Here is a 13,147-nt window from a genome sequence, read left to right on the forward strand (position 1 = left end):
TTTTTGCGGCGCGAAGACGTGCCGCTTTCACAAAGGATATCCGATTTGGATTTTGACATGCTGGGGCTGACGCCCCGCCTTTCCGCCAACATGCAAAAGCTTGGCATTACCGAACCCACACCCATTCAGACAAAAGCGATTCCGCATCTGATGAACGGGCGTGACCTGATGGGGCTGGCACAGACCGGCACAGGCAAGACAGCGGCCTTTGGCCTGCCTCTGCTGACGGCGCTGTTGCGCCGGGAGGGTCGCCCTGATCCGAAATCCGTCCGGGCTCTGATCCTGGCACCCACTCGGGAGCTGGCAAAACAGATCCAGGACAATCTGCGTGCCTATGCCGATGGCACGGCGGTGCGCATCAATCTTGTGGTTGGCGGCGCGGGCATCAACCCGCAGATCCACCGGCTGCAACGAGGCACGGATGTGCTGGTGGCGACGCCGGGCCGTCTGATCGACCTGTTGGACCGCAAGGCCGTGCGTCTGGACCAGACCGAATACCTGGTGCTGGATGAGGCCGACCAGATGCTGGACCTGGGCTTTATCCATGCGCTGCGCAAGATCGCGCCGCTTCTGCGCAAACAGCGTCAGACCATGCTGTTCTCGGCCACCATGCCCAAGCAGATGAACGAACTGGCCTCGACCTATCTGACGGATCCGGTGCGGGTGGAAACGGCCCCTCCGGGCAAACCGGCCGACAAGGTCACGCAATCGGTGCATTTCATTGCCCAGACCGAAAAGACCGGTCTGTTGATCGAGCTTCTGGGCAAACACCGCGATGAGCTGGCGCTGGTGTTTTCACGCACCAAACACGGTGCGGAAAGGCTGATGAAGTCGCTTGAGCGCGCCGGATTCTCGGCAGGCTCGGTACATGGCAACAAAAGCCAGGGGCAGCGCGAGCGTGCGTTGAACGCATTCCGCTCGGGCGAGCTGAAGGTGCTGGTGGCCACGGATGTGGCGGCGCGCGGCCTGGATATCCCGGATGTGCGTCACGTCTATAACTTTGACCTGCCCAATGTGCCGGACAACTATGTGCACCGCATCGGGCGCACGGCGCGGGCTGGCAAGGATGGCGCGGCGATTGCCTTCTGCTCTCCGGCGGAGGTCGGCGAATTGCGCGCGATCCAGAAAACCATCAAGCGCGACATTCCCATCGCCTCGGGTCGTCCCTGGGAAGGTGCCGAGACCAAGCCCGAGCGCAAGGGCGGCAAGCCGCAGCAGAGATCGCGTCGCCCCGGTGGACGGGGCCGCAATCAGGGTGGTGGTCGCAACAGCAATGGCGGCGGCGGACGCGCAGCGGCCTGAGCCAGATCTGAGTGAATGCTGAAACGCCCGGGGCTGTGCCTCGGGCGTTTTGCATTTGGCGATGTCGCTTGGACCCTCTTGCAGGCCTGAGCGCGGGGCTGAAACGCAAAACGCCCCGGCGATCAGCCGAGGCGTTGTGTCTTTGGGTGATCAGAGGCGGGCTTAGCCCTTCTCTTCGATGATCTCGACCATGTGCGGGATCGATGCGACCATGCCGCGCACGGAAGGTGTGTCTTCCAGTTCGCGAGTTCTGTGCATCTTGTTCAGGCCCAGACCGATCAGCGTTGCACGCTGTTTGGCGGGGCGGCGGATCGGCGAGCCGATCTGTTTGACCACGATTGTCTTTGCCATTTGGATCAAGCCTCCTCAGCCACTTGGGTGGATGTGTTTGTCGCGTCTTCCCGCTTGGGCAGGATGTCGGCGACTTTCTTGCCGCGACGCTGAGCGACCGAACGGGGCGATTGCTCTTTCGTGAGACCGTTCATGGTCGCGCGGATCATGTTGTAGGGGTTCTGCGAGCCCTGCGACTTGGAGACCACGTCTTTCAGACCCAGCATTTCGAACACGGCACGCATCGGACCACCTGCGATGATCCCGGTACCTTCAGGCGCGGTGCGCATGACGACTTTGCCAGCGCCGTGACGTCCTTCGATATCGTGGTGCAGTGTACGGCCTTCGCGCAGCGGCACGCGGATCATCTGGCGTTTCGCCTGCTCGGTGGCCTTGCGGATCGCTTCGGGCACTTCCTTGGCTTTACCTTTGCCAAAACCGACGCGGCCTTTCTGGTCTCCGACCACGACGAGAGCAGCAAAGCCAAAGCGCTTACCACCTTTTACGGTCTTGGACACGCGGTTGATCGCGACCAGGCGATCGGCGAATTCGGGGGTTTCTTCGCGCTCGCGACGGTTACCACGGCGGTTATTCTCACGTTCTGCCATATGGACAGTCCTTTATTCAGGTGGCGCGCTTTTGCGCCGATGAGGTCAATCGTAGTGGGCCTGATGGCCCCTCGATCATCGAGGCAGGGTGACACCCGCCTGCATCTTAGCACGAATGCCGGGCCTGAACCCGGCATCGGCCAGTAACCGGGACTGCCGGGCCTGGGCCCGGCAGACCATCAGATTTTCAGACCGCCTTCACGCGCGGCTTCGGCCAGAGCCTTGACCTTGCCGTGAAAGAGGAAGCCGCCGCGATCGAAATACGCTTCGCTCACGCCTGCTTTCTTGGCACGCTCGGCAATTGCCGCGCCCACCTTGGAAGCTGCTTCGACGTTGTTCTTGCCCGAAAGACCGAGGTCCTTGTCGAGCGTCGAGGCCGAAGCCAGCGTCACGCCGCGCACATCGTCGATGAGTTGCACGGAAATGTTCTTGTTCGAGCGGTGAACCGAGAGGCGCGCGCGCCCTGCGTTCACTTTGCGAAGCTTGTTCCGAACGCGCATACGGCGCTTCAGAAACAGTTGTCTCTTGCTGTTTGCCATGTGTCCGGTCCTTACTTCTTCTTACCTTCCTTGCGGAAGATATACTCGTCCTTGTAGCGGATACCTTTGCCCTTGTAGGGCTCGGGCGCACGCCACTTGCGGATGTTGGCGGCCACTTCGCCGACCTGTTGCTGGTCGATACCTTCGACAACAATCTCGGTCTGCTTGGGCGCTGTGATTGTGACACCAGCCGGAGTCTCGAAATCCACGTCGTGGCTGTAGCCCAGGTTCAGCTTCAGGGTGTTGCCCTGCATCTGAGCCCGGTAGCCGACGCCGGTGATCTCAAGCTCTTTCTTGAAGCCATCGGTGACGCCGGTGACAAGGTTTGCCACCTGCGTGCGGGACATGCGCCATTCCTGACGCGCGCGCTTGGATTTGCCGCGCGGATCAACTTTGACGACATTGCCGTCGACGGTGATTGTCACATCGTCGGTTGCTTTGAAGCTGCGGGTGCCCTTGGGCCCTTTTACTTCGATGGTCTGGCCGGACACGGTGGCGGTGACGCCACTGGGCAGCTCGACCGGTTTTTTACCAATACGAGACATGATACCCTCCTTAGAAGACCGTGCAGAGCACTTCGCCGCCGACATTGGCGGCCCGTGCGCTGGCATCCGACATCACACCCCGGGGGGTGGAGACAATCGACACGCCCAGACCCTGACGGACCGTGGGGATGTCTTTGACGCCCATGTAAACGCGACGACCGGGTTTGGAGACCCGCTTGATTTCGCGAATGACAGGAGTGCCTTCGTAATATTTCAGGCTGATTTCGATGGCCGGGTGGCCGTCCTTGCCTGTGGTTGCTTCATAGCCGCGGATGTAACCTTCGTCCGCCAGCACATCCAGAACCCAGCCGCGCAGTTTGGACGCGGGTGTGATCACGGTGGATTTGCCGCGCATCTGAGCGTTACGGATACGGGTGAGCATATCGCCGATAGGATCGTTCATCTCATGCTCTCCCTTACCAGCTCGATTTCACCATGCCGGGGATCTGACCCGACGAGCCAAGCTCGCGGAGTGCAATCCGGCTGATTTTCAGTTTGCGATAATACGCGTGCGGACGACCGGTCAGCTGGCAGCGGTTGTGCAGCCGGGTGGCGGACGAGTTGCGCGGCAGTTTCGCCAGCTTCAGGCGCGCCTTGAAACGCTCTTCCATCGGCTTGGTTTCGTCATTCGCGATAACTTTCAGCTCGGCACGTTTGGCAGCATACTTCTCCACCAGGCGCTGACGCTTCTTTTCGCGTTCGATCATGGATTTCTTAGCCATATCTCTTCTCTCTCCGCTGCTTCAGCTGTTGAAGGGCATGTTGAAAAGCTTCAACAGCGCCTTGGCTTCAGCGTCGGTTTTCGCTGTGGTGGTGATCACGATGTCCATGCCCCAGACTTCATCGACCTTGTCGAAGTCGATCTCGGGGAAGACGATGTGCTCTTTCATGCCCATGGCATAGTTGCCACGCCCATCAAAGCTTTTGCCCGAAACGCCGCGGAAGTCGCGGATACGGGGCATTGCGATGGTGATGAGACGGTCCAGGAATTCATACATCCGGTCGCCGCGCAGGGTTACCTTGGCACCTAGAGGCATGTCTTCCCGCACCCGGAAACCCGCGATGGATTTCTTGGCTTTGGTTGTCAGTGCCTGCTGGCCTGCGATCTTGGTGAGATCTTCGACGGCCGATTTGGCCTTCTTGGAGTCACGGACCGCTTCGGCGCCACAGCCGATGTTCAGCACGATCTTTTCCAGCGACGGGATCTGCATGTCGTTCTTGTAACCGAACTCTTCCTTCAGAGCCGGACGAATGCTGTCGCGGTACTGGGCCTTCAGACGCGGGGTATAGGTTGCAGCATCAAGCATCAGATCACGTCCCCCGTGGTCTTGGCGAAACGCACTTTCTTGTCGTCTTCCATGCGGAAGCCAACGCGTGTGGGTTTGCCGTTAGCGTCGATAATCGACAGGTTGGACAGATCGACCGGCATCGCCTTGGGGATGCGGCCGCCCTGGCTGGCCTGGCTTTGACGAGTGTGACGGATGGCCATGTTGATACCATCCACGACGGCTTTGCCGGACTTGGGGTTTACAGAAAGGATTTCGCCCTCTTTACCCTTGTCCTTGCCGGCAAGCACGACGACCTTGTCGCCCTTTTTGAGTTTGGCAGCCATCACAGCACCTCCGGAGCCAGCGAGATGATCTTCATGAAGTTCTTGCCACGAAGCTCGCGCACCACGGGCCCGAAGATACGGGTGCCCACAGGCTCGTTGTTGTTGTTCAGGATAACAGCGGCATTCCGGTCGAACCGGATCGCTGTGCCGTCGTCACGACGGACTTCTTTGGCGGTGCGTACGACGACGGCCTTGCGGACGTCACCCTTCTTTACGCGGCCGCGTGGGATGGCTTCCTTGACCGACACGACAATAATGTCGCCGACGGATGCGTACTTACGCTTGGAACCACCCAGGACCTTGATGCACTGAACACGGCGAGCGCCGCTATTGTCAGCAACATCCAGATTGGTCTGCATCTGGATCATGAGGTTACTCCCGACCTTTGAGGGGCTTTATTGCCTTGTCCTCAGGGTTTCGATCAAACCGAAAGATTTTGTTGGCTTACGCCTCCAAAACCTCCCAGCGTTTCGTTTTCGACTTTGGTGCACATTCGATGATGCGCACGGCGTCGCCCACCTTGAATGTGTTCTTTTCATCGTGAGCCCGGTACTTCTTGGACTTACGGATGGTCTTTTTCAGAACCGGATGCGTGAAACGGCGTTCCACGGACACGGTCACTGTCTGTTCGTTCGCGTCAGAGGTTACGACGCCAGATAGGATACGCTTTGGCATGGTCGCTCTCCTTATTCGCTGGCCGCAGATGCGGCTTTTTCGTTCAGAATGGTCTTCACGCGGGCCGCGTTGCGGCGTGCCGCCCGGATACCGGCCGTGTTTTCCATCTGGCCCGTGGCCTGACGGAAACGCAGGTTGAAGCTTTCTTTTTTCAGGTTGGCAAGCTCTTCCCGAAGTTGATCGGGCGTCTTGTCACGCAGTTCCTTGGCATTCATTGCCGTCTTCCTTTCAACATCACTGGCGGGCCGCCAAAAGGCGTCACCCTGATTCCAGTGGAGTTCATGATGAGTGGGCCGTTTACGACTGTGTCCGTGAGAAAGCAACCCCTTTGTTTTTCCGAGCCGTTTCAGGCTTGGCCGGGGGAAGAGGCCCTCACTCCCAGCGGTAGTTGAAGCTGATGCTGATGCGGTCGTCTTCGGACTGGTTCATCGGCACCTCGTGGCGCAGCCAGCTTTCCCACATTACCACCTCACCCGGTTCGGGGGTGATATAGATGAAGGGCTTCAACTCGGCGCGCGCGGTTCTGAGGCGCGCGGGGGCGGCCATCATCATCGCGTGGCGCGGGTCTTCGAGTTTCAACGCCCCTGCCCCATCGGGCACTTTTACATATGTCGTACCCGAGATCACCGAATGAGGATGAATGTGCGAGCTGTGCGAACCGCCTTCGGGCAGGATATTGATCCAGATGTCTTCAAGCTTGAGCGCGCGACCGTCCAGATCGAATTCGAGATCTCCGGCAAAATCGGCCACATGCTGATCCAGAGCGGTGACCATGTCGGCAAAGATCGGGAAGCGCCACGGCAGGTCGGTCAGCGACGCATAGGAGGTATAGCCGGGATAGCCGTTCTCCTCGGACCAGGTCTGACCCGCGTCATCATCTTCGGCGATGGAATAGCACGAGGCTTCCAATTCGGCAGGGTCAAGCGGCGTGCCGTGATCAGACAAGGCCGCACGGTAAAGGCGGGTCACGAAGAGGGAGGAGATTGTCGACATGGGGCTGTGTTTACCCTGCTCTTGTGCGGCGGGCGAGGAAAGAATGATCGCTGCCGCAATATCATCACAATGGCATAACCCCCGCCGGTTTCCCGACGGGGGTTATGGGTTCGTAACCGTGTGCGGTGCGCCGGGCGCTCCGTTTACCAGTCTTCGCGGACAACGACGCGGGTTTTCACCGGCAGTTTCATCGCGGCAAGGCGCAGGGCCTCACGGGCGATGTCCTCGTTGACGCCGTCGATCTCGAACATCACGCGGCCTGGTTTGACCTTGCAGGCCCAGTAATCCACGGAGCCCTTACCTTTACCCATCCGCACTTCGGTCGGCTTGGAGGTGACGGGTACATCCGGGAAAATCCGGATCCAGACGCGGCCTTGCCGTTTCATGTGGCGGGTCATCGCGCGGCGGGCTGCCTCGATCTGACGCGCGGTCACACGCTCTGGCTCGGTCGCCTTGAGTCCGTAGGTGCCAAAGTTCAGGTCGCTGCCGCCTTTGGCTTCGCCCTTGATCCGGCCCTTGAACTGCTTGCGGAACTTCGTACGCTTTGGTTGAAGCATTTGTCTGTCTCCTTACCGGCGGCCGCCCATAGCACCGCGAGGTGCCGGGCCATCCTGAAGCTCTTGGGCTTTGCGATCGCGGGCACTTGGATCGTGCTCCATGATCTCGCCTTTGAAGATCCAGACCTTGATGCCGATGATGCCATAAGCGGTCATACCTTCGGCGGTTGCATAGTCGATATCCGCGCGAAGCGTGTGCAGCGGCACACGGCCCTCACGATACCATTCGGTCCGCGCGATCTCGGCACCACCAAGACGGCCCGCAACGTTCACACGAATGCCAAGGGCACCCATACGCATGGCGTTCTGCACGGCGCGCTTCATGGCGCGACGGAAGGACACCCGGCGTTCCAGCTGCTGAGCAATCGACTCGGCGACCAGTTGCGCGTCCAGCTCGGGCTTGCGCACTTCAACGATGTTGAGGTGCAGCTCGCTTTTGGTCATCGCGGCGATTTTCTTGCGCAGGGTTTCGATATCCGCGCCTTTCTTGCCGATGATGACGCCGGGGCGCGCCGTGTGGATCGTGACGCGGCACTTCTTGTGCGGACGTTCGATGATCACGCGGGCCACGCCGGCCTGCTTGCATTCTTCCTTGATGAAGTCGCGGATCGCGAGATCTTCCAGCAGAAGATCGCCGTAATCCTTGGTGTCGGCATACCAGCGGCTGTCCCAGGTGCGGTTGACCTGCAGGCGCATGCCAATTGGATTGACTTTATGACCCATTAGGCTTGCTCCTCAACTTGACGCACTTTGATGGTAAGCTCGGAAAACGGCTTGACGATCTTGCCGAACCGGCCACGGGCACGCGGGCGACCGCGCTTCATGGTCAGGTTCTTTCCGACCCAGGCCTCGGCCACGATCAGCTCGTCCACATCAAGGTTGTGGTTGTTTTCAGCATTCGCAATTGCGGACTGAAGGCATTTCTTCACGTCCTGCGCGATCCGCTTTTTCGAGAAGGTCAGGTCATTGAGAGCCTTGTCCACCTTCTTGCCACGGATCATTGCGGCCACCAGATTCAGCTTTTGCGGGGATGTACGGAGCATGCGCAGTTTCGCCATTGCTTCGTTATCTGCCACGCGCCGGGGATTCTTGTCCTTGCTCATGGCTTATTTCCGCTTCGCTTTTTTGTCAGCCGCGTGACCGTAATAGGTCCGAGTTGGCGAATATTCACCAAACTTCTGACCGATCATGTCTTCGGTGACGTTGACGGGAATGTGCTTTTGACCGTTGTACACGCCAAACGTCAGACCCACGAACTGGGGCAGGATCGTTGAGCGGCGCGACCAGATCTTGATCACATCATTGCGGCCCGACTCACGCGCAGCTTCTGCCTTTTTCAGGACATAAGCGTCGACGAAGGGGCCTTTCCAAACAGAGCGGCTCATGTGTTAGCGCCCTTTCTTCTTGGCATGGCGCGAGCGCAGGATGAGCCTGGACGACGCCTTGTTCTTGTTGCGGGTCTTTGCACCCTTTGTCGGCTTGCCCCATGGGGTCACCGGGTGACGGCCGCCACTGGTCCGGCCTTCACCACCGCCGTGGGGGTGGTCGACCGGGTTCATGACCACACCACGCACAGACGGGCGGATGCCCTTGTGACGCATGCGGCCGGCTTTGCCGAAGTTCTGGTTGCTGTTGTCGGGGTTGGACACCGCACCAACAGTAGCCATGCATTCCTGACGCACCAGACGCAGTTCGCCCGAGGACAGACGGATCTGCGCATAGCCACCGTCACGACCCACGAACTGGGCATAGGTGCCCGCAGCGCGTGCGATCTGCCCGCCCTTGCCGGGCTTCATCTCGATGTTGTGCACGATGGTACCGATCGGCATGCCCGAGAAGGGCATCGCGTTACCGGGCTTGATGTCGGCCTTGGCCGCAGCAATCACCTGGTCGCCGATCGCCAGACGCTGTGGCGCCAGGATATAGGCCTGTTCGCCGTCCGCGTATTTGATCAGAGCGATGAAGGCGGTCCGGTTCGGGTCATATTCGATCCGTTCGACGGTCGCCGCCACATCCATTTTGTTCCGTTTGAAGTCTACGATCCGGTAAAGGCGTTTCGCCCCACCACCACGCCTGCGTGATGTGATCCGTCCGGTGTTGTTCCGGCCGCCCGACTTGGTCAAACCCTCGGTCAAGGATTTGACAGGACGTCCTTTCCACAGCTCCGAACGGTCGATCAGCACCAGCCCGCGCTGGCCCGGCGTCGTAGGTTTGTACGACTTGAGTGCCATGCTTTCTGTCTTCCGTTTAGCTCAGGTGGGTTTCCCCACCGATATGTGAGGACGGCAATGCCGCCCATGGTATAGGCCCCCTTAGGTGCCCGGGTTAGCTGTTCTATACGAACAAAAGCGAAGCCCCGGACGAATCCGGGGCCAAGCCGATGGTGTCTCCTATAAAGACCGACGGTTCAGGTCAAGCGGTTCCGCGCGTTTTGCCAAAGGATCGCAGGAACCGGCCAATTCCGCGCGGCGCAATGCACCCCGGCGCGCAGATTACGCCGGGGGTTCAGACCCGGCTGACAGGCGGGGGTTTGCGCCGCGCGCCGGACAGGGCATTGCCCGCGATCGCCGCCAGCAGCAACGAGCCTCCGATCAGCGTGCGGGCAGAGGCTTCTTCTCCCAGAAACAGCCAGACCCAGAACGGGCCCAGCATCACTTCGGCAAGGGACAGCAGGGTCAGTTCCGCGGCCGGCAAGGTGCGCGATCCAAGCGTGTACAAGACCAGCCCCGCGCCGACCTGGAACACCCCCATACCCAAGGCGATGCCGCCATCATTCGGCGACAGCACAAACGACAGCCCCAGAAGGAGGCAGACGGCCGAGGTGATGACGATCGCAAACAGCCCGGACAGGAATACCGCAGGCAGCATTTCTCCGGATTTGCCCCAACGCAGCGCCACGGTGAATACCGAAAAACCAAAGGCCGAGCCAAGGGCCGCCAGAGTGCCGTCTGCCGCCGCAGCAGCGGTCTGCCCCGACACCATGATGCCGATGGCCCCGATAGCCACCGCAATCGCAATCCATGTGGCAGATCGGACGCGTTCGCGCAAAACGATCCAGCCAAGGATCGCAGTCATGAAGGGCGCGGTGGCGAACAGCAAGAGCGCATTGGCCACGGGAATGACCTGGATCGAATAGATCCCGCCCAGATAGGCCGCGACCAGCGCCAGCCCGGCGACCACGGATGGCAGACCGGCCCGGCGGGCCTGGGCAAATGGGCTGATACCGCTGCGCAGACGGATCACGACATAAAGGAACACGCTGAGCGCGATCGAGCGATAGAGTAGGATCTGCCAGACGCTGGCCTCTTCGATCAGGCGGATACCCAGACCGACCGTTGACCAAAGCACACCTGCAGAGAACACGTAAAACAGTCCACGCCGGTGGCTGATATCGGTGTCAGAGGCAAAGGCGACGCTGGACATGGGGCACTCCCGGTAGAGTTCACCGCCCTGTCCTAACAAGCCAAGGACACCGCGGGCCGACCGTTTGCGACCATTTCGTGTCGGCTGGGTAACCCCGCCCGCCCCGGCTCGCCGTGACCGCGCATGGGGGCGGCACAGCTGCGCGCCCTGCACCCGCGCAAAGAAAAAACCCCGGCCTCTTGCGAAGCCGGGGTCTGTTTCAATCCGAAGTGACCGTCTTAAAGACCGGTGGTCACGTCGATCGTGTTGCCCTCTTCGAGCATCACATATGCTTTCTTGACGTCTTTGCGTTTGCCCAGCTGGCCGCGGAACCGCTTGACCTTGCCCTTGGTGATGGTCGTGTTCACGGCCTTCACCTTGACACCGAAGAGTGCTTCGACAGCCTCTTTGATCTGCGGTTTGTTCGCGTCGATCGACACTTCGAAGACCACGGCACCGTTTTCGGAGGCCATTGTGGTTTTCTCGGTGATGATCGGCTTACGGATCACGTCGTAATGTTCTGCCTTGGCACTCATTTCAAGCGAGCCTCCAGTGCTTCGACACCCGCTTTGGTGATCACCAGGGTGTCACGGCGGAGGATGTCATAGACGTTTGCGCCCATCGTTGGCAGGATATCCAGGCCTTCGATGTTGCGAGCGGCTTGGGCGAACGCTTCGTTCACGGCTGCACCGTCGATGATCAGCGCGCGCTTCCAGCCCAGGTTTTTCACCTGCTTGGCCAGTGCCGAGGTTTTACCCATGGCTTCTGCGGCTTCGATCACAACGAGTTCACCGGCTTTCGCCTTGGCGCTCAGAGCGTGTTTCAGACCCAACTTGCGGAATTTCTTCGGCAGGTCGTGCCCATGGCTGCGGACAACCGGTCCCTTGTAAACACCACCACCGCGGAAGATCGGTGCCGAACGCGCGCCGTGGCGTGCGCCACCTGTGCCCTTTTGGCGATAGATCTTCTTGGTCGAGTATTTGACTTCGGAGCGGGTCTTGACCTTGTGGGTACCGGCCTGCGCGTTGTTGCGCTGCCAACGGACCACACGGTGCAGGATGTCCGCACGCGGCTCAAGGCCGAACAGGTCATCGGAAAGTTCCACAGACCCTGCTTTGCCGCCGTCCAGATTGATGACGTCGAGTTTCATTATTCGTCACCCTCTTTTTTCTCAGCAGGCGCATCGCCCGACTGATCGGCTTCGATCTGTGCCTCGGCCTCGCTGGTCGCGGCGGCTTCTTGTGCGGCTTGCTCTTCGGCCAGACGCTTGGCTTCGGCTTCTGCCTCGGCGGCGGCGGCTGCGGCGGCGGCTTCAGCGGCTTTCGCGGCTTCTTCTGCGGCCGATTTCAGAGCAGCGGGCAGGATGGCGTTTTCAGGGAACGGCTTCTTGACCGCGTCCTTGATTGTCACCCAACCACCCTTGGAGCCGGGAACGGCACCCTTGACCATGATCAGACCGCGGTCGGCATCCGTGCGGACAACCTCGAGGTTCTGAGTGGTCACACGGGCAGCACCCATGTGGCCGGCCATTTTCTTGCCTTTGAACACCTTGCCGGGGTCCTGACACTGACCGGTCGAGCCGTGGCTACGGTGTGAAATCGACACACCGTGCGAGGCACGAAGACCACCGAAGTTGTGCCGCTTCATCGCACCGGCAAAACCTTTACCGATCGATGTACCCGCAACATCAACATACTGACCTGCAAAGTAGTGGTCAGCGGTGATTTCCTCACCCACACCGATCAGGTTTTCCGGATCAACGCGGAATTCGGCCATTTTACGCTTGGGCTCGACCTTGGCGGCGGCGAAATGCCCCCGCATGGCCTGGCTTACACGTTTAACCTTGGACGTACCGGCACCAAGCTGAACAGCTGTATAGCCATCCTTTTCGGTTGTGCGTTGTGCCACGACCTGCAGCTTATCAAGCTGCAGAACGGTCACGGGCACCTGCCGTCCGTCTTCCATGAACAAGCGGGTCATGCCCACTTTCTTGGCGATCACACCAGAGCGCAACATATCCAAGCCCTCCGATTTACGATTGCAGTTTGATCTCGACATCCACACCAGCGGCCAGGTCGAGCTTCATCAGCGCGTCCACGGTCTGGGGGGTCGGATCAACGATATCCAGCAGGCGCTTGTGCGTGCGGATTTCGAACTGGTCACGGGATTTCTTGTCAACGTGAGGTCCACGCAGAACGGTGAACTTCTCGATCTTGTTTGGCAACGGAATCGGCCCGCGCACTTGCGCGCCGGTCCGTTTGGCTGTGTTGACGATTTCCTGCGTGCTGGCGTCCAGCACACGGTAGTCAAACGCCTTCAGCCGAATACGGATGTTTTGGCTTTGAACGGCCATGGTCTCATTCCCTTTTCGGGTCTGTCAGTTGAGAGGAAGAACGACGACCACCGCCGCCCTTCATCGAACCGTTTCGGGCAAATGCCCCTATGTCTTGCCAGCCGGGCTCCGGGCGATTTTTTGGGAAATCGCCCTGCCCGTCTGCGGTGTCAAAATCAGTCGGTGATTTTGGACACAACTCCGGCACCAACCGTGCGGCCACCTTCGCGGATGGCAAAGCGCAGGCCTTGT

General features: G+C 59.8%; 24 protein-coding genes. 1 reads left to right on the forward strand and 23 read right to left on the reverse strand.

The window, feature by feature from the left end:
* Positions 1-45: 45 nt before the first annotated feature.
* Complete coding sequence (locus WAO69_RS11635) at positions 46-1,302, forward strand: DEAD/DEAH box helicase (RefSeq protein WP_422179246.1); 1,257 nt, start codon at positions 46-48, stop codon at positions 1,300-1,302.
* A 162-nt stretch (positions 1,303-1,464) separates the two neighbouring features.
* Here WAO69_RS11635 and rpmD read toward each other — a convergent pair whose 3' ends face one another.
* From rpmD to WAO69_RS11750, 23 genes are all read right to left on the reverse strand, one after another.
* A complete protein-coding gene (rpmD, locus tag WAO69_RS11640; protein WP_422179248.1) occupies positions 1,465-1,653 on the reverse strand; it encodes a 50S ribosomal protein L30 in 189 nt (62 codons plus the stop codon).
* A 5-nt stretch (positions 1,654-1,658) separates the two neighbouring features.
* A complete protein-coding gene (rpsE, locus tag WAO69_RS11645; protein ID WP_422179250.1) occupies positions 1,659-2,240 on the reverse strand; it encodes a 30S ribosomal protein S5 in 582 nt (193 codons plus the stop codon).
* Positions 2,241-2,419: 179 nt separating this feature from the next.
* The gene (gene rplR, locus WAO69_RS11650; protein ID WP_422179252.1) at positions 2,420-2,779 is read right to left on the reverse strand and encodes a 50S ribosomal protein L18; all 360 of its coding nucleotides are present in this window, start codon (positions 2,777-2,779) and stop codon (positions 2,420-2,422) included.
* An 11-nt stretch (positions 2,780-2,790) separates the two neighbouring features.
* Entirely contained in the window at positions 2,791-3,324 is a 534-nt protein-coding gene (gene rplF / locus WAO69_RS11655) for a 50S ribosomal protein L6 (protein WP_422179255.1), read from the reverse strand.
* Between the two features lie 10 nt (positions 3,325-3,334).
* Positions 3,335-3,727: a 30S ribosomal protein S8 gene (gene rpsH / locus WAO69_RS11660; protein ID WP_422179257.1), complete on the reverse strand. Its 393-nt coding sequence runs from the start codon at positions 3,725-3,727 to the stop codon at positions 3,335-3,337.
* 13 nt (positions 3,728-3,740) lie between these two features.
* Positions 3,741-4,046, reverse strand: a complete 306-nt coding sequence (gene rpsN, locus WAO69_RS11665) for a 30S ribosomal protein S14 (protein ID WP_422179258.1) — start codon at positions 4,044-4,046, stop codon at positions 3,741-3,743.
* Between the two features lie 21 nt (positions 4,047-4,067).
* A complete protein-coding gene (gene rplE, locus WAO69_RS11670) occupies positions 4,068-4,631 on the reverse strand; it encodes a 50S ribosomal protein L5 (RefSeq protein WP_422179260.1) in 564 nt (187 codons plus the stop codon).
* The gene (gene rplX, locus WAO69_RS11675) at positions 4,631-4,936 is read right to left on the reverse strand and encodes a 50S ribosomal protein L24 (protein ID WP_422179262.1); all 306 of its coding nucleotides are present in this window, start codon (positions 4,934-4,936) and stop codon (positions 4,631-4,633) included. Before rplX ends, rplE begins: the two co-directional genes overlap by 1 nt.
* Positions 4,936-5,304 carry a 50S ribosomal protein L14 gene (rplN, locus tag WAO69_RS11680; RefSeq protein WP_025045929.1) on the reverse strand — a complete coding sequence of 123 codons (369 nt, stop codon included), beginning with the start codon at positions 5,302-5,304 and terminating at the stop codon, positions 4,936-4,938. The genes rplX and rplN overlap by 1 nt, the downstream gene beginning before the upstream one ends.
* A gap of 76 nt (positions 5,305-5,380) precedes the next feature.
* On the reverse strand, positions 5,381-5,611 hold the full coding sequence (rpsQ, locus tag WAO69_RS11685) for a 30S ribosomal protein S17 (RefSeq protein ID WP_422179264.1): 231 nt from the start codon (positions 5,609-5,611) through the stop codon (positions 5,381-5,383).
* 11 nt (positions 5,612-5,622) lie between these two features.
* Positions 5,623-5,826, reverse strand: a complete 204-nt coding sequence (rpmC, locus tag WAO69_RS11690; protein WP_422179266.1) for a 50S ribosomal protein L29 — start codon at positions 5,824-5,826, stop codon at positions 5,623-5,625.
* 157 nt (positions 5,827-5,983) lie between these two features.
* A complete protein-coding gene (locus WAO69_RS11695; protein ID WP_422179268.1) occupies positions 5,984-6,604 on the reverse strand; it encodes a TIGR02466 family protein in 621 nt (206 codons plus the stop codon).
* Between the two features lie 143 nt (positions 6,605-6,747).
* Positions 6,748-7,161, reverse strand: coding sequence for a 50S ribosomal protein L16 (gene rplP / locus WAO69_RS11700; RefSeq protein ID WP_422179271.1), 414 nt, complete (start codon positions 7,159-7,161; stop codon positions 6,748-6,750).
* Positions 7,162-7,173: 12 nt separating this feature from the next.
* Complete coding sequence (gene rpsC / locus WAO69_RS11705; RefSeq protein WP_422179273.1) at positions 7,174-7,884, reverse strand: 30S ribosomal protein S3; 711 nt, start codon at positions 7,882-7,884, stop codon at positions 7,174-7,176.
* On the reverse strand, positions 7,884-8,264 hold the full coding sequence (gene rplV / locus WAO69_RS11710) for a 50S ribosomal protein L22 (protein WP_422179275.1): 381 nt from the start codon (positions 8,262-8,264) through the stop codon (positions 7,884-7,886). The genes rpsC and rplV overlap by 1 nt, the downstream gene beginning before the upstream one ends.
* A gap of 3 nt (positions 8,265-8,267) precedes the next feature.
* On the reverse strand, positions 8,268-8,546 hold the full coding sequence (gene rpsS / locus WAO69_RS11715; RefSeq protein ID WP_422179277.1) for a 30S ribosomal protein S19: 279 nt from the start codon (positions 8,544-8,546) through the stop codon (positions 8,268-8,270).
* Positions 8,547-8,549: 3 nt separating this feature from the next.
* A complete protein-coding gene (gene rplB, locus WAO69_RS11720; protein WP_422179279.1) occupies positions 8,550-9,392 on the reverse strand; it encodes a 50S ribosomal protein L2 in 843 nt (280 codons plus the stop codon).
* A gap of 274 nt (positions 9,393-9,666) precedes the next feature.
* Positions 9,667-10,584, reverse strand: coding sequence for a DMT family transporter (locus WAO69_RS11725; RefSeq protein ID WP_422179281.1), 918 nt, complete (start codon positions 10,582-10,584; stop codon positions 9,667-9,669).
* Positions 10,585-10,802: 218 nt separating this feature from the next.
* On the reverse strand, positions 10,803-11,099 hold the full coding sequence (locus WAO69_RS11730) for a 50S ribosomal protein L23 (RefSeq protein WP_422179283.1): 297 nt from the start codon (positions 11,097-11,099) through the stop codon (positions 10,803-10,805).
* Positions 11,096-11,713: a 50S ribosomal protein L4 gene (rplD, locus tag WAO69_RS11735; RefSeq protein ID WP_422179285.1), complete on the reverse strand. Its 618-nt coding sequence runs from the start codon at positions 11,711-11,713 to the stop codon at positions 11,096-11,098. Before rplD ends, WAO69_RS11730 begins: the two co-directional genes overlap by 4 nt.
* The gene (rplC, locus tag WAO69_RS11740) at positions 11,713-12,579 is read right to left on the reverse strand and encodes a 50S ribosomal protein L3 (protein ID WP_422179287.1); all 867 of its coding nucleotides are present in this window, start codon (positions 12,577-12,579) and stop codon (positions 11,713-11,715) included. Before rplC ends, rplD begins: the two co-directional genes overlap by 1 nt.
* A 16-nt stretch (positions 12,580-12,595) precedes the next feature.
* Positions 12,596-12,916 (reverse strand): 30S ribosomal protein S10, encoded by a 321-nt coding sequence (rpsJ, locus tag WAO69_RS11745; RefSeq protein WP_100164040.1) that lies wholly within the window; start codon positions 12,914-12,916, stop codon positions 12,596-12,598.
* Positions 12,917-13,071: 155 nt separating this feature from the next.
* The coding region (locus WAO69_RS11750; RefSeq protein WP_422177154.1) for a hypothetical protein at positions 13,072-13,147 on the reverse strand (76 nt) is incomplete at its 5' end.

The sequence above is a fragment of the Aestuariivita sp. genome (assembly GCF_049276915.1).
Classification (GTDB): domain Bacteria; phylum Pseudomonadota; class Alphaproteobacteria; order Rhodobacterales; family Rhodobacteraceae; genus Aestuariivita.